Below are 25,702 nucleotides of genomic sequence, written 5' to 3'. Positions count from 1 at the left end.
AGCATTATTTAGAGAGTGCTTTTTCAACATCAACGCCTAAAATCAGTACGCCTATCTGATGTTTTTTTTCATCGAATATAGGCACGCTGAACTGTACTTGAAAATGTTTAGTCGACTCATCAAACTCCAAGGTATCAATGTAGTAGTCATCATCTTGCTGATACATATTTAAAAACTTAGCTTCATCACCCTGCCAATAGTCGGTTGTGACTGCACTAATAATGACATTTTTACCTTGTTTATCTGTGACAATTATTTCAGTAATGATGCCTTGCATCTGCCTTTGCCACACTTGTAAGAATTGTGAACCTTCAAGCTTTAGGTAGCTTTCGGCCATAATCGGTTTATTATCAATAACCTGCTGTTCCCACAGATTATCAAACTGCTCTAACTCTTCACTCGAAATTAGTTGCCTGTTACTTTTTTTTACGGCTTGTTGCACCAGCTCTGCATTAGCTAATACTTTTATTTGTTCAAAAAGCGCTCGCACTAAGGATTGTTTTTCGATTTTTGACAATACAAAGGGGCTTTGTGAACAGCTACTTATGTGGCTGTTAAAAGCATTCAAAAATTCAGGAAACTCCTCAAGCGTTTTATTTGCAGCAAATAAGCCCAAAGGCACATAACGGTAGAATGTTTGCTTATATTCATCTGGCTTTATTTGTAACTGCACAGCGTTGAATTCAAACTCTTCTAAATCAAGCAGTATTCTGTCTACCCGCTGCTTTTTGAATACTTTGATAAGCTCTTGGGTAGTGTTGACTTCGACTTCTATTTTCCGATTAGTTAATTGATACCAATCAGCCTGATGGCTGCCTCTTACGACTCCATAACGAAGATCGTGTTCGGCTATCGAAGCCGAATCAGCATGGGTAAACCAGTACCAGTTTTCTAGAAACATAGGGGCTGAGAGCTCACCATATTGTTGCATTTTTGACAACAGGTTCGCAGTAAAGTAACCATCAAGTCGATTTAACTGCACTTCTCTTTTTGCTCTTAACCAAGGTAACTTCTGTAACTTAAATGGCACATTGATTTGCTTAAAAATACATTCAACATGAGTTATTGCATTGTGAGGTGCATTAAGGGGCAGATTAGTGCCTAACTGAAAAGGCTGAGCCACAGTGAGTGAGAGCAATAATGAAGCAAGCATCAATACAAGCCTAAATAACTAAATAGAGTTATTATAGACAATAGAAGCAATTTTACCTGAAAAAGGGTTAACGCTTAAACTTTGTCTCTAAAATTACCGATGATGTGGTTCGCTCCACGCCATCCAAGTTACCAATGTCATCTAAAAGGTGGCTAAGTTTTTCTAGGTTTTGCGCTTGCACAACGGCAATCAAATCAAATTCACCACTAATTGCATAGAGCTGTGAAATAGCATCAATCTGCTTTAACTCAAGGTTAGTTTTGGTAGTGAGTTTTTGCTTAACTTTAATCGACACATGCGCCGATACCATTTGGCTCAAATAGGCATCACCATAGTCTACACTATAGCCTTTGATTACACCTGTTTCTTCTAATTTTAACATTCGACTTTGCACTGTTGATCGCGATAAGTTAAGCGCTCTAGCAAGGTCTGAAATACTCGCACGAGCATTGGTTCTTAAAATAGCTAATAGTTTTTCATCTTGTGCAGTTATCAATTTGACTACTCCGTTCGTTAATTTGCTTTTTATTTTAGTCATTTTTCACAAAATAGCACTGCAAATTTAAGTCTCTAACCCAGATAATAAGAAAAATAGATAAGAAAAATAATCTCATCGTGCTTAATTAGGCAGGAACGGCTTAACTGACCTATTTTTTGCAATTTAACTTTTTTCATACTAAGCCAGATTTAGGTGCAATAAATGCAAGTAACAAGAGAACTTTTTAACGACGTAATGGTACCAAACTACAATCCATCAGAGGTTATTCCTGTTCGCGGTGAAGGCTCACGTGTTTGGGATCAAAACGGTAAAGAATTTATCGATTTTGCAGGTGGTATTGCTGTTAATTGTTTAGGCCATTGTCACCCGGCTCTTGTCAATGCGCTTAAAGAGCAAGGCGAAAAAATTTGGCACTTATCAAACGTTATGACGAATGAGCCGGCACTGCGTTTAGCTAAAAAGCTAACAGACGCAACATTTGCAGATAAAGTATATTTTGCAAACTCAGGTGCCGAAGCCAATGAAGCAGCATTAAAGCTAGCACGTCGTTGGGCATTAGATGTCCATGGTGAGCAAAAGAATCAAATCATCGCCTTCAACAAAGGTTTCCACGGTCGTACATTCTTCACTGTTACTGTCGGTGGCCAAGCGGCTTACTCTGATGGTTTCGGGCCTAAGCCAGCTGCAGTCGATCACTGTGACTATAATGACTTAGCTGCTTTTGAAGCGCTTATCAGTGACAACACTTGTGCCGTTATGATGGAACCTTTACAAGGTGAAGGCGGTATTATTTCGCCAACTAACGAGTTCGTTAAAGGCGTTCGTGCGTTATGTGATAAGCACAATGCATTACTTATTTTTGATGAAGTACAAACTGGTGTCGGCCGCACAGGCGATTTATATGCATATCAAGGTTTAGATGTAACGCCAGATATTCTTACGACTGCAAAAGCATTAGGTGGTGGTTTCCCAATTGGTGCAATGATTACAACGGCTAGCATTGCAGAGCATTTAAAAGTGGGTACCCATGGTTCTACTTACGGTGGTAACCCACTTGCTTGTGCAGTAGCAGAAGCTGCTTTTGATACTGTAAATACAGCAGAAGTACTAGCAGGTGTTAAAGAGCGTGAACAACTTTTACGTGACGGTTTTGCTGCAATCAACGAAAAATACGACGTGTTTAGTGAAGTACGTGGTAAAGGTCTATTATTAGGTGGGGTTCTTAACAGCAAATTTGAAGGCCGTGCACGTGACTTCCTAGTAGCAAGCACAAAACATGGTTTAATGAGTCTTGTTGCTGGTACAAATGTTGTTCGCTTTACACCGTCTTTAGTGATTCCATTAGAGGATATCAAAGAAGGTTTAGCTCGCTTTGAAAAAGCGGTTGCAGACGTTGTAAACGGTTAATCCTAGTTGGCGCATGCTTTAAGCATGCGCCATTGGAGTGCACTTAATGCAAGTATTACGTCCTATAACAGCAAATGATTTTGCTGCGTTAAAACAAATTGCTGTTGAATCTGGTCATGGTTTTACCTCTTTACCGGTTGACGACAATTTACTACAAGAAAAAATCGAACGCGCGGAACGCAGTTTTGCAAAAGACATTAATAAACCACAAGACGAAACCTACTTATTTGTTTTAGAAGACAGTGAAACGGGTGAAGTTATAGGTACAACGGCTATTGAAGCTGCTGTGGGTATGTCTGTTCCTTTGTATCATTACCATCTAGGTAAAACTGTTCACCATTCACGCACTCTCAACGTATATAACACCGTTGATATTCTAAGTATGTGTAACGACTATACAGGTTGCTCTGAAATTTGTACTTTGTTCTTACGTGAGCAAAACCGCAAAGGTTTAACGGGTCGCTTTTTATCACGTTCGCGCTTCTTATTTATGGCGCAGCACAGTGAACGTTTTGCTGACACAATCATCGCAGAAATGCGTGGTGTTAGTGATGAAGACGGTCACTCACCGTTCTGGCAATGGTTACAAGAGCACTTTTTTAGCATTGAGTTCCCACAGGCAGACCATTTAGTTGGTTTAGGCGATAAAGTATTTATCAGCGAATTAATGCCTAAGTACCCTATCTATGCCAACTTACTGAGCAAAAAAGCACAAGCTGTGATTGGGAAGGTCCATGAAAAAACAAAGCCAGCGCTTAAACTTCTAGAAAAAGAAGGGTTTGAGCACCGAGGTTATGTAGACCTATTCGATGCAGGGCCAACTGTTGAAGCAAAACTTGGCAATATTCGCAGTGTTCGTGAGTCACAAGTTTGCCCTATCACTATTGGTGAGCTTGCCCATATCAATGAGAAAAGCTCAGATACATTAGCTATCTGCAACCAAGGCGTGAATGACTTTAGAGCAACATTCACCAAACATGCTCATTATAACCACGCTAAGCATACGTTAATCGTCAGCCAAGAAGTGGCAGATGCACTTAAATTGAAACAAGGGGATGCAGCACGGTTCTTCCGTTTGTAACCACTTAAGGAGTTTAAAATGAGTGTAACAACTCAACTTATCGATAATCAATGGCAAGCAGGCCTTGGTCATGATTTTAGTTCAATCAACCCAAGTAATGGCGAGGTTGTTTGGCAAGGTAAAACAGCCACGGCTGAACAGGTAGCCGATGCTATCAAAGCTGCCCGTAATGCTCAGCTTGACTGGGCTGATATGACCCTTGAACAGCGCATTGTAATTCTTGAAAATTTTGCTGCTGAACTAAAAGAGCACAGTGAAGAGTTCGCAACCATCATTGCCCGTGAAACAGGCAAGCCATTATGGGAAACACGTACCGAAGTAGGTGCAATGACGGGTAAAATTGCCATTTCAATCAGGGCCTATAACGAACGTACGGGCACTACAGAAAACCCAATGCCGGGCGCTAAAGCATTTATACGCCATAAGCCTCATGGTGTTGTTGCAGTATTTGGCCCATACAACTTCCCTGGTCATTTACCGAATGGTCATATTGTGCCTGCTATTTTAGCAGGTAATACAGTTGTATTTAAGCCATCAGAACTAACGCCTCATGTTGCTGAGTTCACTTTAAAGCTTTGGCTAAAAGCAGGTTTGCCTGCTGGTGTGATTAACCTAGTACAAGGTGAAGTAGACACAGGTATTGCACTTGCATCTCATCAAGATATCGATGGTTTATTCTTTACTGGTAGCTCTAATACAGGCCATCTATTACATAAGCAATTTGCAGGTCACCCAGGTAAAATCTTAGCGCTGGAAATGGGTGGTAATAACCCACTAGTCGTAAAAGATGTCGCTGATGTAAGCGCGGCTGTTCACGATATTATTCAGTCTGGTTTCATTACTTCTGGCCAACGTTGTACCTGTTCTCGTCGTTTATTCATTGAGAACTCGGCAAATGGCGATGCAATTTTAGAAAAATTAATTGCTGCAACAAAACAAATTAAAGTAGCCGACAGCTTCAGCGAAGATCAACCATTTATGGGTGCAATGATCAGCGAAAAAGCCGCATTAGGTATGGTTGCAGCTCAGCAACAGTTACTTGATATGGGAGCGACTTCTCTTGTTGAGCTTAAGCATTTAGAACCGGGTACAGGTTTTGTAAGCCCTGGTATTATTGATGTAACAGCTGTTGAAGATATTCCTGATGAAGAGCACTTTGGTCCTCTTATCAAGGTTTACCGCTACACAGATTTCGATAGCGCGATTAATGAAGCGAATAACACCTCATTTGGTTTATCTGCTGGTTTATTAAGTGATGATAGTAATGACTACCAACATTTCTTAAAACGTATTCGTGCCGGTATCGTTAACTGGAACCGACCAATTACAGGCGCATCAAGCGCTGCACCGTTTGGTGGTATTGGTGCCAGTGGTAACCACAGAGCGAGCGCTTATTATGCTGCTGATTACTGTGCGTACCCTGTTGCTTCTGTTGAAGCCGAAAAAGTTAACTTACCACAGACCCTTGCGCCGGGCTTAATTATTGAATAATTGATTGGCGGCTTCGCCGCCTTAATTGAAGGAATTAAACATGCACACAGATGTAAACGCCCTATTTGAAAACCTATGGGAAAACTATTTATCAGTTACGCCTTCGGCAGTAAAAGTACATGAGCTATTAGGCTCTACTCAAAAAGATGACGTGATTAACGATCACATCGCTCTACGCACTTTTAATCATGAAAAAATCGGTTTAGAAAAGCTAGCTGCGCACTTTTTAGCAGTTGGTTATAAAGAATGCGGCGAGTACCATTTTGAGGCAAAGAAATTGTACGCTAAGCACTTTGAACATTCTGATCCAAAACAACCTAAAGTATTTATCTCTGAACTACTTGTTGAGCAATGTTCAGAAGAATTACAAGCTATCGTAAATGATATGGTTTCACAGATTGACGAAAGCGATGTAACAGCGGATAATTTCCTCTATTCAGGTACACATTGGCAAGTAAGTTCAGAAACTTACAAAAAGCTATTAGAAGAGAGTGAGTATGCAGCGTGGATGTCGGCGTGGGGCTACCGTGCTAATCACTTTACAGTAAGCATCAATGAGCTTGCTAAATTTGATGACATCGAAAGCGTAAACCAGGCACTTAAAGATGCAGGTTTTGCATTAAATACATCTGGTGGTGAAATTAAAGGTTCACCAGAAGTTTTACTTGAGCAATCTTCAACACTTGCTGATGACAGTGAAGTTGAATTTAGTGATGGCGTTGTAGCTGTACCTAGCTGTTTCTATGAATTCGCTCTGCGTTATGCAAAACCAGATGGCGAGCTATACACCGGCTTTGTTGCTGCATCAGCTGATAAAATATTTGAGAGCACCAATGCTCGATAATTAAGTTTTTAATCAATACCCGAGCCATATGAAGACACCAAGGTTTAACAGTCAGACAAATCAATTCCTTCAACAAATGGCTTGGGCATTTATTCTTGTTTCATTTTTTGCCATAACATTTTTTAGTACTGATACTAAAGCAAGTGAGAAGCGCAAACTAACCATCCTATCCCACTCCTATTTTGCTAATGAGTTTGATAAAAGAAACATCAACGAGCATTTTCTTAAAGTTATCAAACCTGCTTTAGGCGATGAATTTCATCTAAGTGTACAATTTACGAATCATGCTCGATTAATTAAGCGTCTTTCAAGCAAAGAGCCTAGCTGTACTTTCAATGCAATAAAGTCAGCTGAACGAGCTGAGCACATGCTGTTTTCAAAAGTACCCACTTTTATGCACATGCAAAGACAGCTTTTCGGGTTAAAATCAAATATAGACAATCTTCCTTCCCCTGTTTCTGTTACCTCTCTTTTAAAAGAGAAGTATATTTTCGGAATTATTGGTTCCTCGAGCTATCAACAATTAGATTCATCTTTTGAAAAATATCGCTCAAAAATTGCTAATATCTATGGTGAAAATCCATTTCTGCAATTAAGTAAGCTACTTTTAAATCAACGTATTGACTTTATCGTCGCATATCCTGAGTCTCTATATGCTCACTTAAACGAAGATCAATTAAAGCTGGTAAGTTCTCGTCCAATTAGTGAGTATCCTGAGTTTACTAATGGCTATTTCACATGTAGTAAAACGGCTGAGGGCATACATGCTATTAGATTAATGAATACATACATGATGACGCCACCTATGGCGGAATATCTGTACGCCATTCATAAAGCCAATAACCTGTCAGCTGATCTCGAAGCAATGCTTAATGTTTATAAAAGAAGATACAAAATATCCTTCAAAAACAACAGTTAATTGATTTATTTTCGCTTCATGAATTTCCTAAAAAAAAAGCTTGCACAATAAAAAAAGCAGATATATTATCTCGCCGCTTCTTGATGATAGCCAATCCGAGTACATTACAAACACTGTTTGTAGCAAGGCGATAGAGCAACTATCCAAGAGTGAATTTGATTGCACATAACAATAAGTGCGTTTAATGACACTCAACTGACTCGGACTCCCATTTTCCCGAGCTGTTGCTTAATTGCCGGAGAGTAAAATGGCTATTTCTACACTAACACAAGATTTAACAATCAAAGTACCTGCAGCTGCGGTTGCTGCTAATGAGTCAATTGCACAACCATCAATCCAACTTCTTGAACAATTAGTTACACAACATGGCGCACCTCTAATGGTGCTTGATTGTGAATCTGTTCGTCATCAATACCGTGCATTAAGCCGTGCTTTACCAGGTGTTGTTTTACACTTTGCACTAAAGCCACTTCCTCTGGCGGCGGTTGTTCGCACTCTTTTAGAAGAAGGTGCAAGCTTTGATTTAGCAACGAGCGGTGAAGTTGACTTAGTAGCAAGTCAAGGCGTGCCAAGTGATCGCACTATTCACACACACCCTATAAAGCGTGATCGTGATATTCGTGATGCACTTGAATACGGTTGTAACGTATTTGTGGTTGATAACATCAATGAATTAGAAAAGTTCATTGCTTACAAAGATCAAGTTGAATTACTTGTGCGCTTAAGCTTTCGTAATGCAGAGTCATTCGCTGACTTATCGAAAAAGTTTGGTTGCAGCCCAGCAATGGCCATCGAAATCATTACTTACGCGCAACAATTAGGTATTCGCATAAAAGGTTTGTCGTTCCATGTTGGTTCACAAACAGCGAGCCCAGCTAAATACGTAACAGCAATAGCTGCATGCAACCAAGTAATGAATGAAGTAGCTGACTTAGGATTACCAGCGCTTAGTACGCTTGATATTGGTGGTGGTTTCCCAGTGCCATACAGCAAAGACGTGCTGCCAATTGATGAATTTTGTGCGCCAATTAATGATGCGTTAGCACTGTTACCAGAGACAGTTCGCGTGATTGCAGAACCGGGTCGTTTTATTGTTGCAAGTGCTGTAACTAGTGTTGCATCGGTAATGGGCCAAGCAGTTCGTGAAGGTAAGCCGTGGTACTACTTAGATGATGGTATTTATGGCTCATTCAGTGGTTTATTATTTGATGAAGCATCATACCCAATAGAGTCGTTAAAACAATCAAACGAACGCGTAGAATCAGTATTAGCAGGCCCTACTTGCGACAGTATCGACGTAGTGAGTGAGTCAATCATGCTACCAAAATTAGACAATGGTGATTTAATTATCAGTCGTATGATGGGTGCTTACACATTAGCAACCGCGACAGATTTTAACTTCTTCAAGCGTGCAAACGTTATCATTCTCAATGATGTAGTGCAGGTTGACGCACTTACTGGTTAATCGTTTCCTCGACTAAAAGCATGTAAGGCAACATGCTTTAAAACTGAAAATGCAGCTGCTCATTCCAGCTGCATTTTTTTTGTGTATTTGTTTAAAGAAAGAGTGGTTTGTAATCGTTTTCTAACTGTTCAAACGACAAGTTGCCAATAAAACGACCAAAGCTCAACCAAGTTGCTAAGCCTCGTAAGTCTTTAAAGTGTGGTGGAATAAATTTAGGATCTTCAATGACACCTAAATCATGTAACTGTGATATCAATCTAAAATCATCAATTGAGATTTTACCGACCAATAATAAGTGCAATTGATCAATGCGACCTAATTGTATTGCCACACGAATAAGGTTATACACTAAAACGAAACCTTTGATATAGGCGATATCTTTGGTAAAAGGTAATCCCGTTGCTGTACTTCCTCTAAACACGCGTTGAGTGAGTGTATAGCTGTCGTCTTTACTTAAACCTTGAGCTATATAGTCGCGATAGATATCAACAAACTCAGCACCATCAATGACTTTCGTAATACCTTGAATACGATTAACTAATTTTGCTAAACGTCGAGGCGTCGATTTTAAGGTAATAATTTCGGTCAACACAGCAAGCCCTTCTTGGGTGACCGTAGAGCTAGGTGTGCCTTTACTCAAACAGGTTAAATAAGGCTGTGCTAAGCCATTTTGGGTCGTACCTACATGGATCCAGCCTTCATGCACTTCTAGAATATCAAGCTCACGCTGGGAAAACTTAACATCTTGATTAAGTTTTATATTATTTGCACCAGCTGCAGCATCACTGACAATACCGTCACTAAGAATGACCTCAACATCGATACCTGGCATCGTTTGAGACACTTGTGATGCGAGAATTTTAACTGCATCTTCGGCATCTATATTTTTTGGATCATCAGGCAATATATCGGCATCAAGCATACTCTTTAGCGGCTGCTCAAGCATGGTTGCAAGCTCAGAAAGTGAAGGCTCTCCAGCATGAAATAAATCTTTAGGATGACCAAACAACTCAACAGATAGATCATGAAACTCCGGGGTACCACGATACTCAATCATACTGAGTACGGTTTTATATTCAGTACACATCTTGCTCATGTATTGGGCGATTGGATTTAACTGCCCTAATTGGCTGATGATATCGCGATTTAAATCAGAAAAACCTCGGCGCAATTCGCTTGGTACAAAACCAAGGTCACGCTGTTGGTAATAGGCTTGATCAATCGTAGGGTTTTTCTGGCATTTGTGCTTAAAAAACTCTTCTTTGATTTGTTTATCCCAATTGATTGCATCAAGGATACGAATGGGTGTTTGCAATGCAATTAATCGGTCTGATAATTCGCGTGTTTTTGCTAATAATGCCTTATCAATCATGCTCTAGGCTCACTAAAAAATGAGCCTAGAGCATAGGCTAAATTTACATAATTACAAAGCAAAATTAATCAGTTTTTAGCTAAAATTTAGCCTGCTTAGAAACTAATTTTCCATCGCTGTATATAAGCAGATTTGGTACCGAATTAATGTCATTTTTGATAAATAAATCATTACCATAATCGATTGAAACGGGCATGGTTGCAGAGAATTTATCAACATATTCTCGCACTGCAGTTTGATCGGTCCACAACTGACTTACTTTAACCTCGACATCAATCCCTTGCTCCGCCAACTTATTAACATGTTGCTGTGCTAATACGCACTGCTTTGCCATAGCAGGGCGAGTGTCGGCCAAGTACCAATCACACCACGTTGCGGTGAAAAGCACTACTTTTTTGCCTTTATTCGGAATAACCAAAGGCGTTGCTTCACTTTGCTTTTCACCAAGTAGCCGCGCTTTTTCAACTTTGCCATTGTGTGATAACAAACGTAACGTGTTATCAAGCGCTTTATCAGCTTCGTGACCTTGAAAAATCACTTTTTCATCGCTATCAATTAGCACATGAAAAGGGGTACCCATAAATTCATAGTGTTTAGCAACCTGAGCTGTGAGATCAGTAAATAATGGCATGCTAAGTGAAAAACGTTCTTTAACCTTAGCAACAGAGTGTGCATCATCATTGAGGTCGATATTTATCGCCACAAATTGAATTTTATCGCCATATTGTTCGTAAGCATGCTGAAAATGCGGCATCTGCTCCATACATGGCTTGCACCAAGTTGCCCAAAACTTTAAATAAACTGGTTTTTTGCCTAAGAAACTTTCAAATTTGACGATTTGCCCTGCTTCATTTTCTAAAATAAGCGTGTCTGTATTCGCTGATATTCTTTGGCTTACAAGCATCAAGCCTGTCAGCAATATCATGAGGAAAAACTTATATTTCATAGTACGTTCCTTAAATAAAACCAAGCGTAAGCGTAATGTAAGCCAAAATATTGTAAATTTTCGACATCTGCTGGCTAAATGCAGATTTAATGATTTATCGCAAAGTAGAGGTTAGAAACACTCAAAACATTAAAAATAGCACTAAACTTTTTATAGATATGAAACGTATTGCACAAAAAAGGAGTCATCATGAAAAATGAGCTAGACGGTAAATTAATTCTTTCTGTATATGAGAAAATCATTCAACACGGTGAAGATCATGAAGATGGGAAGCTATACGAAGGTATTTGTGCTTTTTCCGATATCGATGGTTATACCGTATATCTTAAAGGCAGTGGTGTGTTACTTCGCTTTGGTTTTCACAATACCTACCACCTTGACTACCAACATGAAAAAAACAAAGAAGACTTTTTAAAGAAAGTGCTATATATCGCAGAGCAGGAACCATAAATAGATAATGAAACGACGGGTAAAAACTGAGTCAAAGCAACAGCAAGCGTTTATCAACCAAGTTATTAATGAACTTAAAAATAACCCTGATAAGTTAGATATCATCCGCGATAATCTTAGCTACTATCGAGAACAACAGTTCCTCAAACGTGGTTTTCTGCTTGCTATTGAGCGATTTGACTGGGTGTTTGAAGCAAGTAACGATGTAGACCAAATCTGTGCGCAAATTCTAGCCGATGATTACATTGGTAAACGTTTGCGCCGCTATCCCTTGCTATACAAGGGCGTATTGGAACGTACCTATTAGCTTTGCCCACCGCTAAAACATGATCTGTCCGGTAAAAAATGCTAGGTTAGCGCCATTTTGAAATAACGAGAACTGGACATGTCAAAAACTATAAACTCTCACAATACCCATGAGGGTGGCAATAATGGGTTGTTTAACCGATTTTTAGCCACCGTTGAATTTTTGGGTAACATGCTACCCCACCCTATCACATTATTTGCAATGTTCTGCGTTGCTATTATTGTTTTTAGCGGCATCGCCGATTGGTTTGGATTAAGTGCTATCGACCCACGTCCGGAAGGCGCTGCGGGTCGCGACCCTGATGGTGTTATTGAAGTTGTCAGCCTACTTAGTGCAGAAGGGCTCCAGCGTATCGTTACCGGCCTTGTTACCAACTTCACCAGTTTCGCACCACTTGGCACGGTACTAGTTGCTTTATTAGGCGTAAGTGTCGCAGAGCACTCAGGTTTACTCTCAGCTGCTATGCGTGGCATGGTGATGGGCGCATCTAAAAGGCTCGTTACTTTTATGGTGGTGTTTGCTGCGATTTTATCAAATACGGCGTCAGAACTTGGCTACGTGGTACTTATTCCATTAGCAGCGATGATATTCCACAGCCTTGGTCGTCACCCACTTGCCGGTCTTGCTGCCGCATTTGCTGGTGTTTCAGGTGGTTACAGTGCCAACCTATTGCTAGGCACCATTGACCCGCTACTTGCAGGTATCACAACACCTGCAGCACAAATGATTGATCCAAATTACCAAGTTGGCGCAGAAGCAAACTGGTATTTCATGATGATCTCTGTATTTTTAATTGCCATTTTAGGCACTTTCGTTACAGAAAAAATCGTTGAACCACGCCTTGGCAAGTACAACCCTGAAGAAGCAAGCAATGATTTGCCAAAGAATGACATTGCAGGCCTAACCGATAAAGAAAAGTCAGGCCTTAAGTGGGCGGGTGTTTCACTGTTAGTGGTGTCATTATTACTTGCTTGGACAATTGTTCCTGAAGACGGCATTTTGCGTAACCCAGAAACGGGCCTTGTTGCACACTCACCATTTTTAAAAGGCATTGTGGTATTTATCTTTGTGACTTTCGGTATTCCGGGCTTTGTTTACGGTCGCGTTGTTGGCACTATGAAGAACGATAAAGATGTCATTGATGCCATGAGCAAAAGTATGAGCTCAATGGGTATGTACATTGTGCTGGTTTTCTTTGCCGCGCAATTTGTTGCTTTTTTTAAATGGACTAACCTAGGCACAATTTTAGCTATTAACGGCGCCGCTCTTTTACAAACACTGAACCTAACTGGTCCTGAAGTATTCGTGCTATTCATTTTAATGTGTGCATTGGTTAACTTAAGCTTGGGTTCTTCATCAGCACAGTGGGCGGTAACTGCACCTATCTTCGTACCAATGTTAATGCTAATAGGCTACGCGCCAGAAACCATTCAAGCTGCATATCGAATTGGTGACTCGGTTACTAACCTCATCACACCAATGATGAGCTACTTTGGCTTGATACTGGCTGTAGCAACTAAATATAAGAAAGACATGGGTATTGGCACACTGGTTGCGACCATGCTGCCTTACAGCATGATCTTCTTTGTTGGTTGGGTCGCGTTATTCTACTTATGGGTATTTGTTCTGGGCTTCCCAGTTGGCCCTGAATCACCGATTTATTATCAGCCTTAATCTCTTCTCAAAGAGGTGTAAAAAAGCCAAGCTTTCATAAAGCTTGGTTTTTTTGTACCTGCTGTTGTCGCAATCTAACTTTACTTCTATTATTAACATATTAATTTTCATTATTATTTTGCATGAAACTATTATTTAAGCTGTGGATATTACTACAAGCATTAAGTACATTTAATTTATATGCCAGCCCAACTAAGCAACTTGAAACCGCATTTGCAACCTCGTTAGTTTTAACTGATGGTGACAGTATTACCTTGGGGTTTGGTGATTTTGATCCGCAAACATTGTTTAACTCGCAACATGCTAGTAAAGATGAAGACAGTATCGCACTTAGAAAAAAACTCAAACTCTACAGCATTCCTTATACATGGCAGCTTGATGAGCCAATTTATCAGCACAAACTAAGTTTGACCGGTAGAGTCAGCTATTTAAATCAATCAGATTTTATCTCACTGTATGACAATGTCCCTGACGACTATATTTCAGAAACGGTGTATAACAGCATGATCGGTGTTAATGCAGAGAAAGCGCTTGGATCTAAATGGTCATATCAACTTGGCTTTAACAGTCACTACTTACATTACAACAATGATTACGAGTACAACTCGCCCGAATCTAGACGTAATATACAGCCTTTAGCTGATAATCTTTACACCAACCTAAATAGTAATGCACTAGTACTAAATCCAAATGCGACCATGATTTATCGCCTGCCAAGGCACTGGGGCTATTACGAATACAAACTTAACTTTAATTACTATTATGGCTGGGCCTTGTCTCATCCTGACGAAATGAGTAATGCAGCTCCTGAAACTTGGCGTACACTCAATGGAATTAAAGCTAAGTTTAACATGTTTAAAATAGGCCTTTTTGAGCAAGCTTTTTATATTAAAGGACAGCGAATTGATTTAGGTGGTGATGGTCGTATTGCATTTTCTACAGATCACTTTTATGAATACGGTATCGGCTTTTTATGGGACAGTAGAAAGTGGACGTCATGGTTTGACAACTTTGGCATTGGTATCAACATTCACAACGGTAGTAGCCTCGATGGTGCAGCTATAGTCTTGTACTTTAATGAAATTTAAGTCTATTTTTTAAAGACAAAATTTTAAAACAGACTATATTCTTAGACATAATTAAAATTCATGGAAGATTTAAATGAAACATCACCTCGCAATCGCTTGTTCATTACTTGCCTTAACGGCTTGCGATAATCGCCCTGAACACACAGCTAAAACGCTACCTCTCCAAGTGAGTGCTGCAGATACCATTTATTATGGTGGCGATATTCTTACAATGACTGGCGATGAACCAGAATATGCACAAGCAATCGCTACCCAAGGTGACAAAATCATCTTTGTGGGTGATAAAACTAAAGCCCTTGAGTTTAAATTTGGCAAAACAAAGCTGATTGATTTACAAGGAAAAACCTTGATGCCAGGCTTTGTAGATGGTCATAGCCATGTCTACGGTGTTGGTTTGCAAGCCATGGTAGCCAATGTATTACCTAGCCCAGATGGTGATGCCAATAGTGTTGAGCAAATCGTTAATATGCTTACAGCCGCACAGAATAACCCTGATTACACCACATTTATTGAAAAAACCGGCGCTATCTTAGGCTTTGGTTACGATGATGCTGAGCTTGATAGATACCCGACTAAAATGGACTTAGACCGCGTTAGCACCGAAAAGCCAGTGATCATCATTCATACCTCGGGGCACTTAAGTGTTGCAAACAGTAAAGCTTTAACTCTGGCTGGCATCGACGAAAACACAGAAAACCCTAAAGGTGGGCTAATTCGTCGTATGGCGAACTCACAAGAACCTAATGGGGTGCTCGAAGAAAACGCACACTTTGGTTTACTGTTTAAACTCATGCAGTCGTTTGATCCTGACTTACAAGATTTAATGCTACAAGAAGGACAAAAGCTCTACACAAAATACGGCTACACCACAGCGCAAGAAGGCCGAGCAACTCAAGAAGCCTATGATTCGATGGTAAGAGCATCAAAGGCTGATAAATTCGTGATTGATGTGGTTGCGTATGCTGATATGGCCACCAGCAGCAGTTTTATGGACTCAACCTATAACAGTAAACACTACACAAATCATTTTCGTATTGGTGGTGTAAAACTTAACTTTGATGGCTCACCGCAAGGGAAAACTGCTTGGTTATCTCATCCATACTTAAAAGCACCTGAAGGCCAAGAGCAAGGTTATGCAGGCTACCCTACTTTTAATGATGAACAAGCTTATAAATATGTAGAAACGGCCTTTGCCAATGGTTGGCAAGTGATGACACATGCAAATGGTGATGCCGCCATTGAGCAATTTTTAGATGCTGTTGAAAATGCCAATAACAAGCTTGGTAAAAAAGACAGACGCCCTGTACTTATTCATGGTCAGACAATTCGTCAAGATCAGGTAAATCGCCTTAAAGAGTTGGGCATATTTCCATCGCTCTTCCCAATGCATACCTTTTATTGGGGCGATTGGCATGTAAATTCGGTGCTAGGTCCCCCCCGTGCCGATTTTATTTCACCCACTCATGCTGTTCGCAAGCAAGGATTAATGTTTAGCACCCATCATGATGCGCCAGTGGCTCTACCAAATGCTCTACGTGTATTAGATGCAACGGTTAACCGCACGACCCGTACAGATAAAGTGTTAGGCCCTGAACAACGCGTTTCTGTGTATACTGCACTACAAGCAATGACGACATGGCCGGCGTATCAACACTTTGAAGAGACCTCAAAAGGGCAATTAAAACAAGGGATGCAAGCTGATTTAATTATCCTTGATAATAACCCGTTGAAAATAAAGCCTGAAGAGCTTCATAATTTACAAGTCTTAGAAACCATTAGCCGTGGTAAAACCGTTTACCGCAAAAATTAAACTTAATAGAAGGAATAACATGAAGAGCTTCATATTATTAGCGTGCGCTACTTTACTGTCTTTTTCAGTATCGGCAGCACAAACGACCGCTACACAACTGGATATTCTAAATCTAAAGGCCCAGTCTGAGCATGTATTAACCTCAGGGCAGCCCAATCAAACCGATTTTGCCAAGTTAAAACAACTCGGTGTTGAGAACATCATTAACCTACGTGGTGATAACGAAACAAATTGGTCTGAGCAAGAATTAGTGACTGAGCTTGGCATGAACTATTACCATATTCCTGTGCAATCTAAAGCTGATATTACGATTGAAAATGCCACTAAGCTTCAGGCCTTACTCAATGAGCATCAACAACAAACCACCTTACTTCACTGTGCTAGCAGCAACCGTGTTGGCGCTCTCGTTGCGCTATACAATGCCATAACCTTAAAAAAGCCAATTGATGAAGCTGTCGAGATTGGTAAGCAGTGGGGCTTAAAAAGCCTTGAAGGGGTGGTAAGAACTAAGGTAAACGAAGAAGTTGGTCAGCCATAAGCTGACCAAGTTTTTATTATATTGCTTCAGCTATAGCTGCCATGCATAGCTTAGCTTAGTGAAGAAGGTGCGTTGATCACGCTCAAGACCTTCCAACGAATCGTCTTGGTATCCTTTATCTGAATACCCTAAATAAAACAGTGTTTGTGAGTTAATCTTGTACGAATACACTAACTGACTACCATAATCGCGGTTAGTTTGGCTTACATCAAATCGATAAGCTTCGTTGTTTCGATCGACATCTTCAAACTGCAAAACGAGTTTCAGCATTGAACGCATATTAAATTTATAATAAACGCGTAGATCCGTTAAGTTAGCAGTATAAACACGCTCATTTTGCTCGTTATCTAGGTAGCTGTAGCTGTGCTCCAACTGAACCTGCCAATGATCGTTAATATCCCACGTCATCTCAGGTTCAATGCGGACCATTGTACCTAGAGCTGCATTACTGTAGTCAATTTTGCTGCCATATTGAGCATATAATAAGAAACGGACATCGCGGATGGGTCTAAAACCGCCGTAGATATAACCTATGTTTTGATTAAAAAACTCACCGGCATAAAATTCATTACGATGGATAAAGCCAATTTCTGTTTGCGATTGCATCTTACCTTTAAAGGTAAAAAAGCCATCGTATTCTTCTTCAAGTAAGTCGCCATTTTGCGCCCAAGTTTTATCCCATTCAGCATTATAGCTGTACTCAGTGATTGCATCATCAGCATCACGGTACCAGGTTTGCCCACCACCTAATTGTATTTGCTCGTAATCAACTTTAGCTTGGTAACCTAAGTCTGAGCGGTATTCTTTACCTATATTTTCGTAATTAGCATAAACTTCGTAATCACGCTTAGTTCTAGTAAATTCAATAGCATAAGCTTGATCTGATTGATTTTTATCAACGCCATAATAATCAACTAAAAATTCTGAGTTAGTGGTATCTGTGCTTGCTACTTGATACTGCAAACTATCTGATTGATTAAACCAGTAGCTGCCATCTAGAGATAACACTGTATTATGGTAATCATCATTTTCACGGTGAGTGCTCATCACACCAATTGTGCCTTTTTGGCCGATATCAAATTGATATCGTCCCGCAACTGCTTGTGTTTTATCTGCTAGATTAGCAAAGCCCGAACCTTGGTTAGTCGGAAGTAAGACACTGGTATTCTGATCGTCAGCGTACATAAAGCCGTAGCTGTGCGCGCCGGTTTTACCTGTTAATTTTAAACCTACATCAGGTTCAGCAATCATTCGCGTATATAAAAGCTCTAGTTGGCTGGTATTAAAATAAGAGGCGCCATCTAAAAAGAATGGACGCTTTTCAGCGTAGTAAATTGAGTAAGTAGTATTTACATCAAGTTCAAGTGAATCGGCCTCGACCTGCGAAAAGTCAGGGTTAATGGTGGCATTAATAACCGCATCTTGCGTCACACCCCAACGTAAGTCCAAGCCCGCTTCAGTATCAATATCGCCATTTTGCCAATCACCAGGCACTGCGTCTTTGGTATCATGGCGAAGCGCAGTTAAAGTTGGCGTAAGCTGAATGTTTTGGCTTTCAGTCATGTTGGCAAAGCCTGTTAGTTTATCAAACTGACAAAAGCTACATTTTACATCTCTGTCAAAACCAACATTCGACATTTGATAAAATACATCACGCGGGTAATTACGCCATACAGCAAAACTCCACGTTAACTCAGCTTGATCTTTTGGAAAGCGAAGAGCAGTGAACGGAATACGCATTTCAACCACATAGCCATCGTTATTAATTTGCCCTGCACTATCCCAAATGGCATCCCACGATGGGTCTTCCACCCAATCGTCAATATCCGTCATGCGCATATCCCCTTGCGCACCTAGTGGATTTACATAAAACTCATAACCAGTTCGTTCATCGTTGAACGTATCAATCATCAAGGCAACATTGTCATCTTGCCAAAGCGTGTCGCGGTCACGAAGTGCAGCACGAATTTGTGAAGGGTCATCATCTTTTGCAATAAAGCCAACATACAAGTATTTACCATCTTCATACATATAGGCATCAGTTTGTACAAGCGGTGTGCCTTTTTCGGTTGGTTCATTTTGATATTTTAATGACACTTTTGTGGCTTCTTGCCAATGCGGTTCATCCATTACACCATCAACGCTGATGGACTCTTTTATATGGGCAAGGGAGAACTCTGCTTTATCAAATGCATTGGCATAAAAAGGCACACAGACAACACCAAGTAAAAAAGTAGGGGTGATTATTTTTTTTATAATTCTTTTTAAGTACTGCATAAACATCCATTTAGACACTGACGCGTTAGAAACGCTACTTGACTGATTTCAAAGCGATTGTAATTCAGCATGGTACATTTGTTAATCTAATTCTGCATTTAACACCATAAAAATTAACAAAATACTCCGTTCGTACTATATATAGAGCCAAAAAAAGCCCCATTGCCAAACAGCAATGGGGCTTTTTGTAGAAAATTTATTACTTTTTAAGGCTTAGTTTATTGCCTTTCAAAGATTTGCGAACATTTGCGATGCGTGAACGGTTTTTCGCACGAGCCTCGCCAGTTGCCTGACCTGAAGGCTTGTTTGTGCGACTGCGGCGTAAATGTGATGGCTTTTTAACTATTTTATCAATCAATACATCACGGTTACTTACTTCGTAACCAGGTAAAACAATACGCTTAATACGCTGACCAATTAACTTTTCGATATCGAATAACGTGTTTTCTTCTTCACGGCTCACAAATGAAATCGCTTGGCCAGGTTTACCTGCACGACCGGTACGACCAATACGATGAACATAATCTTCTGCAAGCCAAGGTAGGTCGATGTTAATCACACGTGGTAAACCTTCAATATCAATACCACGGGCAGCTACTTCAGTGGCTACCAGTACGCGAACTTTACCTTCTTTAAATTCACGTAAAGCACGGCGGCGATTACCTTGTGTTTTATCGCCATGACAAACAACTGCAGGAATACCATCAAGATTCAGCTCTTTGACAAGCTCATCAGCGGTTTCTTTCATGTTTACGAAAACAAGTACCTGCTGCCAATTTTTCTTACCAATCAATTCAGATAAAAGCTCTTGCTTACGACGTTCTTCAACTGGATAAACAACGTGTTGCACTGTTTCTGCAGTACTGTTTGTTTGATCTACATGAATGACTTCAGGCTGCTTTAAAACTTTACTTGCAAACTGTTTAATTGCAGCTGGAAAAGTTGCAGAGAACAGTAAGATTTGACGCGCTTCATCACAGCCATTGATAACATTTTGCATATCGCTGATAAACCCCATGTCTAGCATGCGGTCAGCCTCATCAAGCACTAAATGCTTCACTTTAGCTAAGCTAATGTTCCCCAAACGAAGTTGGTCAAGTAAGCGGCCAGGTGTTGCAACTACAATATCGACACCCGCTTTTAAGTCATTAGCTTGGCCTGCAAGATTAACCCCACCAAAAAGACAAACAGTTTTTAATTCCGTGTATTTGGCAAACGCTTTAAAATTATTGGCTATTTGCTCTGCTAATTCACGAGTAGGCGCTAACACTAGGGCACTTGGCGCATTCTTATCACTAACAGCAGATTCTGATAACTTTTGAATAATAGGCAATGCAAAAGCAGCCGTTTTACCGGTGCCTGTTTGCGCACTAACAAGTACGTCTTTGCCTTTTCTTACCGCAGGAATTGCACTACGTTGAACGGGAGTAAGCGTTTCGAAATTAAGCTCTTCTAATGCCTGTAAAAGCTCAGAAGAAAAACTAAATGATTTAAAATTCATGCTGTATAACCTGCGGCCATCATATCAAGGGTCGCAAATTATACAGAAAAAAAATGACTTTAGTTAGTTATAACTTAACTAAAGTGCCTTTTAATGCCACACCAGCGATAAATGTACCCGCACCACATTGATATTCGGTTTGGCTAACAAACTCACGTTTCTTGTAGTACGACTGAATATTTACAACCGCATTCATGCCTTCACGTACAGCACGCTCTTGTAATGCTTTTAAAGCACTAAGCATTACCCACTCACAGGCTTCACGGTCCGTTTTATTAAACGCGTTGGTTTTCTTATTGGTGATAACTTCACCATACTTAGTTTTAATGGTGTTATGACTTTGATCAGCAAAGTAAAGTGGAATATCTAACAGTGCTTGTTTCGCTTTACTGGTTGTAAGTAATGCTTGTATAGGTAGGGTTTGTATATCATCACGTGCAAAACTTTTTACTGAAAACAAACAAGCAACTAAAACACATGTAAGGATAAATAATTTCATTTAAAAATTCCTTCTATAAAATTTCCAAGCAACCCCAAAACCGACCGAAACATTATAATCTTGCTTCACTAGCGGGCTTGCATCTTGTTGACTGTCAGCAAGGTGATGATATTTAACAAAACCACCTAACCAATACTTTGGTGTGTCAAAATGTACCCCAATTGATACATCAGCACCAGAAAAACCTGAACGGCTTGAGTATGCTTGGCGAGTTTCATTGCTATGTAAGTCACTCACCCCATAGTAGTAATCAAGGTATTTATCGGTAGCAAAATTGATATTGCCACGAAACGCTAATGAAAATTGTGAATCCGCCTTTTCGATGATCGGCACTCGATAATACACACTTGGTCCATAGCGCCAACCAATATCATCAATACCAGAGAAATCCGTTGCAATGGCTTTGCGTGCAAACAGGCTTAAATACAAGTGCTGTTTAGCGTTTGGTTCACCTATTAGGTAGTAATTAAGTGAAGGCCCTAATTCAAACACCCAATCTAGATCATCCATACCTTCTCGGGCTTTATTGTCTTCACTGTCAACCGCAAGCCCCACATTGGCAGATAAATCTAAATGAAGATTTTCTTGTTGCCACAAAAAACCAGTGAAATTGTTGCGGTCGATGGCCATTTTATCGCTTTGATAACGAAAATAAGGCACAGGCAATAAGTAGTGCTCACTTTCATCCGATCCCAAATAATGTGGGATATCAGCATAAAACAGGCCAGCGCCTAGCTCCATTTTTGCAGCACCTTTTTCTGCACTATCTTCTGCAGCATAAGCATTAAAAGTTAGAACAAATAAAATACTTAAAATGCAGCGGTTGATCATGCTTGCCACTTTTTAAAGATTAACGACGTATTGATGCCACCAAACGCAAAATTATTACTCATGATGTAATCTGTTTGTATTTCACGGCCATTACCCTTGATATAATCTAAATCAGCGCACTCAGCATCGACATCAGTTAAATTGATAGTAGGTGCAAACCAACCATCATTCATCATGTTAATACTTGCCCATGCTTCAATGGCACCACACGCTCCTAAGCTGTGACCTAAATAGCTTTTTAATGAGCTAATTGGTTTCTTCCCAAGGGCATTGAAAGTCGCCAGAGATTCCGCAATATCACCACGGTCCGTTGAAGTACCATGGGCATTTACATAGCCAATCTGACTAGCAGTAAGCTGTGCATCATTCAGTGCCATTTCGATAGCTACTTGCATTGTTTCTGCAGTGGGCTGCGTGACATGTTGACCATCTGAGTTACAACCAAAACCGACTAACTCAGCATAAATAGTCGCTCCACGGGCAACAGCGTGTTCATACTCTTCTAAAATGAGTGTGCCCGCGCCTTCACCAATAACGAGACCGTCACGATTTTGATCAAATGGCCGTGGCGTGCTTTTCGCAGCATCGTTTTTGGTGCTTGTAGCATATAAGGTGTCAAATACCGCGGCTTCAGTGATGCACAACTCTTCTGCACCACCAGCAACCATGGCTTTTTGACGTCCATACTTAATGGCTTCGTAGGCATAACCTATCCCCTGAGAACCTGATGTACACGCAGAGCTTGTGGTGATCACTCGGCCTTTTAAACCAAAAAAGACCCCTACATTCACAGGCGCCGTATGTGCCATCATTTGGATGTAACTGGTGGCCGTTACGCCAGTCATTTCGCCAGTTTCCATCATTTTTGCAAAAGCCAATAATGGTGGCGTTGACCCCGTTGACGAACCAAAGGCAATACCTGTTGAACCATCGGTTAGACTTGGGTGTTCGAGCAGACCTGCTTCTTCTAAAGCAAGCTCTGTAGTACGGGTCGACATCATTGCAACGCGCCCCATTGAGCGAACTTGTTTGCGTTTGTAGTGACTCGGTTTACTAAAGTGAGTAACAGGTGCGGCTAATCGAGTGTTTAATTCTGGCGCAACATCCCAGTCAGTCATGTACTGAACGGCATTTTCACCTTTTTGCAAAGCTGATTTAAATTCGTCCCATGTATCACCTAATGCGGTGATAGCAGACATGCCTGTAACAACAACGCGCTTCATTACACCATACCGCCATTCACAGAAATAACTTGGCGTGTGATATACGCGGCGTCATCTGAACATAAAAATGACACCGTGCCAGCCACTTCATTAACCGAGCCCATACGTTTTAATGGGATCATTTTTAGCATTTCATCAACTGGTAAATCGTCTGTCATTTCGGTTTCGATTAATCCAGGTGCCACACAATTAACGGTAATCTTACGCTTAGCAAGCTCGAGCGAAAGCGCTTTTGTCGCACCAATTATGCCCGCTTTCGCTGCACTGTAGTTTACCTGCCCGCGATTACCAGCAATCCCTGACACTGATGCCATAGTTACTATACGTCCACCTTTACGACCTTGCACCATTGGCATCACCGTTGGATGAACCACGTTGTAAAAACCATCAAGGCCGGTACGGATCACCTTATCCCAGTCATCACCTTGCATTGCTGGAAACGCCATATCATTAGTGATACCAGCATTACAAATCACGCCGTAATAAGCACCATGCTCAGCGATATCTGCTTCAATTTGTTGTTTAGCAAGCTCTCTATCGCACACATCAAATTGCAATAAGCTTGCGTGGCGACCAAGGACACTAATTTCTTGACAGGTTTGCTCGGCTTCAGCCACACCACTGCGACAATGAACAGCGATATCAAAGCCATCGTTAGCTAATCTAAGAGCGATTGCTTTGCCTATTCCGCGGCTTGAGCCTGTGACTAAAATACGTTTTGTCATTGATTTTCTCTTATAAACTGCATTGGGTCCTGTGGTTGAAACACATTAATTTTAGCTTCTGCTAAGCATGTTTCATCGCTGTGAATTTGACACTCAAATACACTCAACCCTGATTCTTCTTGATATAATTTTGTGACCGATACTTTAAGCGTCTGCTCGTTTTTAAATACCGGGGCATAGGTTTTATATTTGCGCGTACCAATTAAAAAGCCAATTTGAACTTCATCCCCTTTGTCCTTTGCCAGCGCACCAGCGTAGGCCGCGATAGTTTGCGCCATATATTCACAGCCAATATAACTAGCAACTCCATTTAAGCTCTCGTCATAAAACGGGCTGTGTGAACTAATATCAACTTCGCAGCAACCTGACTCTTCGCTGTAATTACTGAGACGATTGAGCAAAATCATTGGTTCGCTATGAGGGACTACTTGCTCAATTTTATAGTGATTCATTTAGATGTCCTAATACTACACTGACATTATTGCCACCAAAGGCAAATGAATTTGATAAACAGTGATTAATTTCTGCTTTTTCTGACTGCGTTATTAAGCCAATTTCAGCTAAAGAGTCATCCTCAGTAACCTGATTCCACACTAAATCATTAAACTCTGGATAAGCTAGGTATAACCAACATAACCCAGCCTCTAAAGCACCTGCGGCTCCTAAAGTATGCCCGGTTAAATGTTTAGAGGAGCTCACCTTGGTATTTTGACCAAACACTTCACTGATTGCCAAAGATTCCATTGCATCATTTTGCGGCGTTGCTGTCCCATGAGCATTTATGTAGTCGATATCTGATGGCCTTAAATTCGCGTCTTGTAACGCCATTGTCATAGCAGCGATTGCACCAGAACCATCAGCAATCGGAGCTGAAATATGATGGGCATCAGAGCTTTCACCACCACCTAAAAAGGCGATACTTTGTTTTGTATGCTGCTCTTTACTCATAACAAATAACGCTGCGGCTTCACCAATATTAATGCCTGCTCTGTCAGCGCTAAATGGCTTACAAATTTCATCACTGATAGAAGATAACGAATCAAAACCATTGATAGTGAGTTGACACAAGCTATCTACCCCGCCACAAATCACCACATCGGCTAAATCGGCACTAAGTAAGGCGCGAGCACTAATAAGCGCCTTGGCACTTGAACTACACGCAGTTGAAATACTATAACAGGGCCCGTTTGCAGCGAGCTTTTTGGCAATGTAATTGGCCGGAGCGACGAGCGCTTGGTCGTAATAATCAAATCCCTCTGGCCACTTTCCCTGCGCCGCATGGGATTTTCGGCCTCTTTCACCTTCTTGAATGGCTGCAGTACTAGTACCAATAACCACTGCAATACGGCTGCTCGGAATGTTTATGCTTGCTAATGTGTCTGCAATTTGCGCCAGCGCTAAATCGATTAGCTGATAAAATCGCATTGATGCTGTTAATGGCAACTCATTAACCAAGCCGACAAAGGTTGGACGCTGCTCAAATGCAAGCGACGTCACCTCTGTGAGTGTTTGTTTAGGTTGTAAGCTGATACTTTGCATTGTCTGTTGGTGACCAACCCCCAATGCACTAACAATACCTAAGTCGTTAAGCCAAAATGGCAT

At 40.7% G+C, this 25,702-nt stretch carries 24 protein-coding genes; 12 read left to right on the top strand and 12 right to left on the bottom strand.

The features are described from left to right. Positions 1-4: 4 nt before the first annotated feature. Complete coding sequence (locus HCZ11_RS02355; protein ID WP_130052686.1) at positions 5-1,153, bottom strand: cellulose-binding family II protein; 1,149 nt, start codon at positions 1,151-1,153, stop codon at positions 5-7. Positions 1,154-1,220: 67 nt separating this feature from the next. Further along, a complete protein-coding gene (locus HCZ11_RS02350) occupies positions 1,221-1,649 on the bottom strand; it encodes an Lrp/AsnC family transcriptional regulator (protein ID WP_130052687.1) in 429 nt (142 codons plus the stop codon). Between the two features lie 204 nt (positions 1,650-1,853). Here HCZ11_RS02350 and HCZ11_RS02345 point away from each other — a divergent pair, with 204 nt between their 5' ends. From HCZ11_RS02345 to HCZ11_RS02320, 6 genes are all read left to right on the top strand, one after another. Then, positions 1,854-3,059: an aspartate aminotransferase family protein gene (locus HCZ11_RS02345; RefSeq protein ID WP_130052688.1), complete on the top strand. Its 1,206-nt coding sequence runs from the start codon at positions 1,854-1,856 to the stop codon at positions 3,057-3,059. A 46-nt stretch (positions 3,060-3,105) separates the two neighbouring features. Further along, complete coding sequence (gene astA / locus HCZ11_RS02340) at positions 3,106-4,140, top strand: arginine N-succinyltransferase (protein ID WP_130052689.1); 1,035 nt, start codon at positions 3,106-3,108, stop codon at positions 4,138-4,140. Between the two features lie 18 nt (positions 4,141-4,158). After that, a complete protein-coding gene (gene astD / locus HCZ11_RS02335; protein ID WP_167657525.1) occupies positions 4,159-5,631 on the top strand; it encodes a succinylglutamate-semialdehyde dehydrogenase in 1,473 nt (490 codons plus the stop codon). Positions 5,632-5,671: 40 nt separating this feature from the next. Next, positions 5,672-6,475: a DUF1338 domain-containing protein gene (locus tag HCZ11_RS02330; RefSeq protein ID WP_130052691.1), complete on the top strand. Its 804-nt coding sequence runs from the start codon at positions 5,672-5,674 to the stop codon at positions 6,473-6,475. Between the two features lie 28 nt (positions 6,476-6,503). Beyond that, positions 6,504-7,394: a hypothetical protein gene (locus tag HCZ11_RS02325; protein WP_130052692.1), complete on the top strand. Its 891-nt coding sequence runs from the start codon at positions 6,504-6,506 to the stop codon at positions 7,392-7,394. 247 nt (positions 7,395-7,641) lie between these two features. After that, positions 7,642-8,859, top strand: coding sequence for a type III PLP-dependent enzyme (locus HCZ11_RS02320; protein ID WP_167657524.1), 1,218 nt, complete (start codon positions 7,642-7,644; stop codon positions 8,857-8,859). Positions 8,860-8,950: 91 nt separating this feature from the next. On the opposite strand, the gene HCZ11_RS02315 is transcribed toward HCZ11_RS02320, so the two are convergent. Then, positions 8,951-10,231 (bottom strand): flavohemoglobin expression-modulating QEGLA motif protein, encoded by a 1,281-nt coding sequence (locus HCZ11_RS02315; protein WP_167657523.1) that lies wholly within the window; start codon positions 10,229-10,231, stop codon positions 8,951-8,953. Positions 10,232-10,310: 79 nt separating this feature from the next. Continuing rightward, positions 10,311-11,177: a thioredoxin family protein gene (locus HCZ11_RS02310; RefSeq protein ID WP_130052695.1), complete on the bottom strand. Its 867-nt coding sequence runs from the start codon at positions 11,175-11,177 to the stop codon at positions 10,311-10,313. Positions 11,178-11,366: 189 nt separating this feature from the next. Between HCZ11_RS02310 and HCZ11_RS02305 the strand changes: the two genes are divergently transcribed. The 6 genes from HCZ11_RS02305 to HCZ11_RS02280 all read left to right on the top strand — a co-directional run bounded on the left by HCZ11_RS02305 (position 11,367) and on the right by HCZ11_RS02280 (position 17,044). Further along, entirely contained in the window at positions 11,367-11,627 is a 261-nt protein-coding gene (locus HCZ11_RS02305; RefSeq protein ID WP_130052696.1) for a DUF3081 domain-containing protein, read from the top strand. Positions 11,628-11,634: 7 nt separating this feature from the next. Beyond that, a complete protein-coding gene (locus HCZ11_RS02300) occupies positions 11,635-11,934 on the top strand; it encodes a hypothetical protein (protein ID WP_130052697.1) in 300 nt (99 codons plus the stop codon). 78 nt (positions 11,935-12,012) lie between these two features. Next, positions 12,013-13,608, top strand: coding sequence for an AbgT family transporter (locus HCZ11_RS02295; RefSeq protein ID WP_130052698.1), 1,596 nt, complete (start codon positions 12,013-12,015; stop codon positions 13,606-13,608). Positions 13,609-13,730: 122 nt separating this feature from the next. After that, the gene (locus HCZ11_RS02290) at positions 13,731-14,696 is read left to right on the top strand and encodes a Solitary outer membrane autotransporter beta-barrel domain (RefSeq protein WP_167657522.1); all 966 of its coding nucleotides are present in this window, start codon (positions 13,731-13,733) and stop codon (positions 14,694-14,696) included. Positions 14,697-14,769: 73 nt separating this feature from the next. Then, positions 14,770-16,506, top strand: a complete 1,737-nt coding sequence (locus HCZ11_RS02285; RefSeq protein WP_167657521.1) for an amidohydrolase — start codon at positions 14,770-14,772, stop codon at positions 16,504-16,506. Positions 16,507-16,525: 19 nt separating this feature from the next. Then, complete coding sequence (locus HCZ11_RS02280; RefSeq protein ID WP_130052703.1) at positions 16,526-17,044, top strand: protein tyrosine phosphatase family protein; 519 nt, start codon at positions 16,526-16,528, stop codon at positions 17,042-17,044. Positions 17,045-17,074: 30 nt separating this feature from the next. On the opposite strand, the gene HCZ11_RS02275 is transcribed toward HCZ11_RS02280, so the two are convergent. From HCZ11_RS02275 to HCZ11_RS02240, 8 genes are all read right to left on the bottom strand, one after another. Beyond that, positions 17,075-19,327 (bottom strand): carbohydrate binding family 9 domain-containing protein, encoded by a 2,253-nt coding sequence (locus tag HCZ11_RS02275; protein ID WP_130053027.1) that lies wholly within the window; start codon positions 19,325-19,327, stop codon positions 17,075-17,077. A gap of 193 nt (positions 19,328-19,520) precedes the next feature. Then, positions 19,521-20,822, bottom strand: a complete 1,302-nt coding sequence (locus tag HCZ11_RS02270; RefSeq protein ID WP_167657520.1) for a DEAD/DEAH box helicase — start codon at positions 20,820-20,822, stop codon at positions 19,521-19,523. 67 nt (positions 20,823-20,889) lie between these two features. Continuing rightward, positions 20,890-21,321, bottom strand: coding sequence for an excinuclease ABC subunit A (locus HCZ11_RS02265; protein WP_167657519.1), 432 nt, complete (start codon positions 21,319-21,321; stop codon positions 20,890-20,892). Continuing rightward, positions 21,322-22,152 (bottom strand): MipA/OmpV family protein, encoded by an 831-nt coding sequence (locus HCZ11_RS02260; RefSeq protein WP_130052706.1) that lies wholly within the window; start codon positions 22,150-22,152, stop codon positions 21,322-21,324. It abuts the gene before it with no gap. Next, positions 22,149-23,375, bottom strand: a complete 1,227-nt coding sequence (locus HCZ11_RS02255; protein ID WP_167657518.1) for a beta-ketoacyl-ACP synthase — start codon at positions 23,373-23,375, stop codon at positions 22,149-22,151. Before HCZ11_RS02255 ends, HCZ11_RS02260 begins: the two co-directional genes overlap by 4 nt. Next, positions 23,375-24,100, bottom strand: a complete 726-nt coding sequence (gene fabG, locus HCZ11_RS02250; protein WP_167657517.1) for a 3-oxoacyl-ACP reductase FabG — start codon at positions 24,098-24,100, stop codon at positions 23,375-23,377. Before fabG ends, HCZ11_RS02255 begins: the two co-directional genes overlap by 1 nt. Next, complete coding sequence (locus HCZ11_RS02245) at positions 24,097-24,552, bottom strand: hotdog family protein (RefSeq protein WP_167657516.1); 456 nt, start codon at positions 24,550-24,552, stop codon at positions 24,097-24,099. The genes fabG and HCZ11_RS02245 overlap by 4 nt, the downstream gene beginning before the upstream one ends. Continuing rightward, complete coding sequence (locus tag HCZ11_RS02240) at positions 24,539-25,702, bottom strand: beta-ketoacyl-ACP synthase (protein ID WP_130052710.1); 1,164 nt, start codon at positions 25,700-25,702, stop codon at positions 24,539-24,541. Before HCZ11_RS02240 ends, HCZ11_RS02245 begins: the two co-directional genes overlap by 14 nt.

Origin of the sequence: Pseudoalteromonas sp. HF66 (genome assembly GCF_011806445.1) — a bacterium.
In the GTDB taxonomy this organism is placed as follows: domain Bacteria; phylum Pseudomonadota; class Gammaproteobacteria; order Enterobacterales; family Alteromonadaceae; genus Pseudoalteromonas; species Pseudoalteromonas apostichopi.
Note: the sequence above shows the minus strand (reverse complement) of the source record. Positions and strands in the feature narration are given on the sequence as shown.

What these genes read in the sequence shown, in the direction of transcription:
- HCZ11_RS02355 (WP_130052686.1), bottom strand. Translation starts at nt 1,153, where the DNA reads ATGCTTGCTTCATTATTGCTCTCACTCACTGTGGCTCAGCCTTTTCAG.
- HCZ11_RS02345 (WP_130052688.1), top strand. Translation starts at nt 1,854, where the DNA reads ATGCAAGTAACAAGAGAACTTTTTAACGACGTAATGGTACCAAACTAC.
- astA (WP_130052689.1), top strand. Translation starts at nt 3,106, where the DNA reads ATGCAAGTATTACGTCCTATAACAGCAAATGATTTTGCTGCGTTAAAA.
- astD (WP_167657525.1), top strand. Translation starts at nt 4,159, where the DNA reads ATGAGTGTAACAACTCAACTTATCGATAATCAATGGCAAGCAGGCCTT.
- HCZ11_RS02330 (WP_130052691.1), top strand. Translation starts at nt 5,672, where the DNA reads ATGCACACAGATGTAAACGCCCTATTTGAAAACCTATGGGAAAACTAT.
- HCZ11_RS02325 (WP_130052692.1), top strand. Translation starts at nt 6,504, where the DNA reads ATGAAGACACCAAGGTTTAACAGTCAGACAAATCAATTCCTTCAACAA.
- HCZ11_RS02320 (WP_167657524.1), top strand. Translation starts at nt 7,642, where the DNA reads ATGGCTATTTCTACACTAACACAAGATTTAACAATCAAAGTACCTGCA.
- HCZ11_RS02315 (WP_167657523.1), bottom strand. Translation starts at nt 10,231, where the DNA reads ATGATTGATAAGGCATTATTAGCAAAAACACGCGAATTATCAGACCGA.
- HCZ11_RS02310 (WP_130052695.1), bottom strand. Translation starts at nt 11,177, where the DNA reads ATGAAATATAAGTTTTTCCTCATGATATTGCTGACAGGCTTGATGCTT.
- HCZ11_RS02305 (WP_130052696.1), top strand. Translation starts at nt 11,367, where the DNA reads ATGAAAAATGAGCTAGACGGTAAATTAATTCTTTCTGTATATGAGAAA.
- HCZ11_RS02300 (WP_130052697.1), top strand. Translation starts at nt 11,635, where the DNA reads ATGAAACGACGGGTAAAAACTGAGTCAAAGCAACAGCAAGCGTTTATC.
- HCZ11_RS02295 (WP_130052698.1), top strand. Translation starts at nt 12,013, where the DNA reads ATGTCAAAAACTATAAACTCTCACAATACCCATGAGGGTGGCAATAAT.
- HCZ11_RS02290 (WP_167657522.1), top strand. Translation starts at nt 13,731, where the DNA reads ATGAAACTATTATTTAAGCTGTGGATATTACTACAAGCATTAAGTACA.
- HCZ11_RS02285 (WP_167657521.1), top strand. Translation starts at nt 14,770, where the DNA reads ATGAAACATCACCTCGCAATCGCTTGTTCATTACTTGCCTTAACGGCT.
- HCZ11_RS02280 (WP_130052703.1), top strand. Translation starts at nt 16,526, where the DNA reads ATGAAGAGCTTCATATTATTAGCGTGCGCTACTTTACTGTCTTTTTCA.
- HCZ11_RS02275 (WP_130053027.1), bottom strand. Translation starts at nt 19,327, where the DNA reads ATGTTTATGCAGTACTTAAAAAGAATTATAAAAAAAATAATCACCCCT.
- HCZ11_RS02270 (WP_167657520.1), bottom strand. Translation starts at nt 20,822, where the DNA reads ATGAATTTTAAATCATTTAGTTTTTCTTCTGAGCTTTTACAGGCATTA.
- HCZ11_RS02265 (WP_167657519.1), bottom strand. Translation starts at nt 21,321, where the DNA reads ATGAAATTATTTATCCTTACATGTGTTTTAGTTGCTTGTTTGTTTTCA.
- HCZ11_RS02260 (WP_130052706.1), bottom strand. Translation starts at nt 22,152, where the DNA reads ATGATCAACCGCTGCATTTTAAGTATTTTATTTGTTCTAACTTTTAAT.
- HCZ11_RS02255 (WP_167657518.1), bottom strand. Translation starts at nt 23,375, where the DNA reads ATGAAGCGCGTTGTTGTTACAGGCATGTCTGCTATCACCGCATTAGGT.
- fabG (WP_167657517.1), bottom strand. Translation starts at nt 24,100, where the DNA reads ATGACAAAACGTATTTTAGTCACAGGCTCAAGCCGCGGAATAGGCAAA.
- HCZ11_RS02245 (WP_167657516.1), bottom strand. Translation starts at nt 24,552, where the DNA reads ATGAATCACTATAAAATTGAGCAAGTAGTCCCTCATAGCGAACCAATG.
- HCZ11_RS02240 (WP_130052710.1), bottom strand. Translation starts at nt 25,702, where the DNA reads ATGCCATTTTGGCTTAACGACTTAGGTATTGTTAGTGCATTGGGGGTT.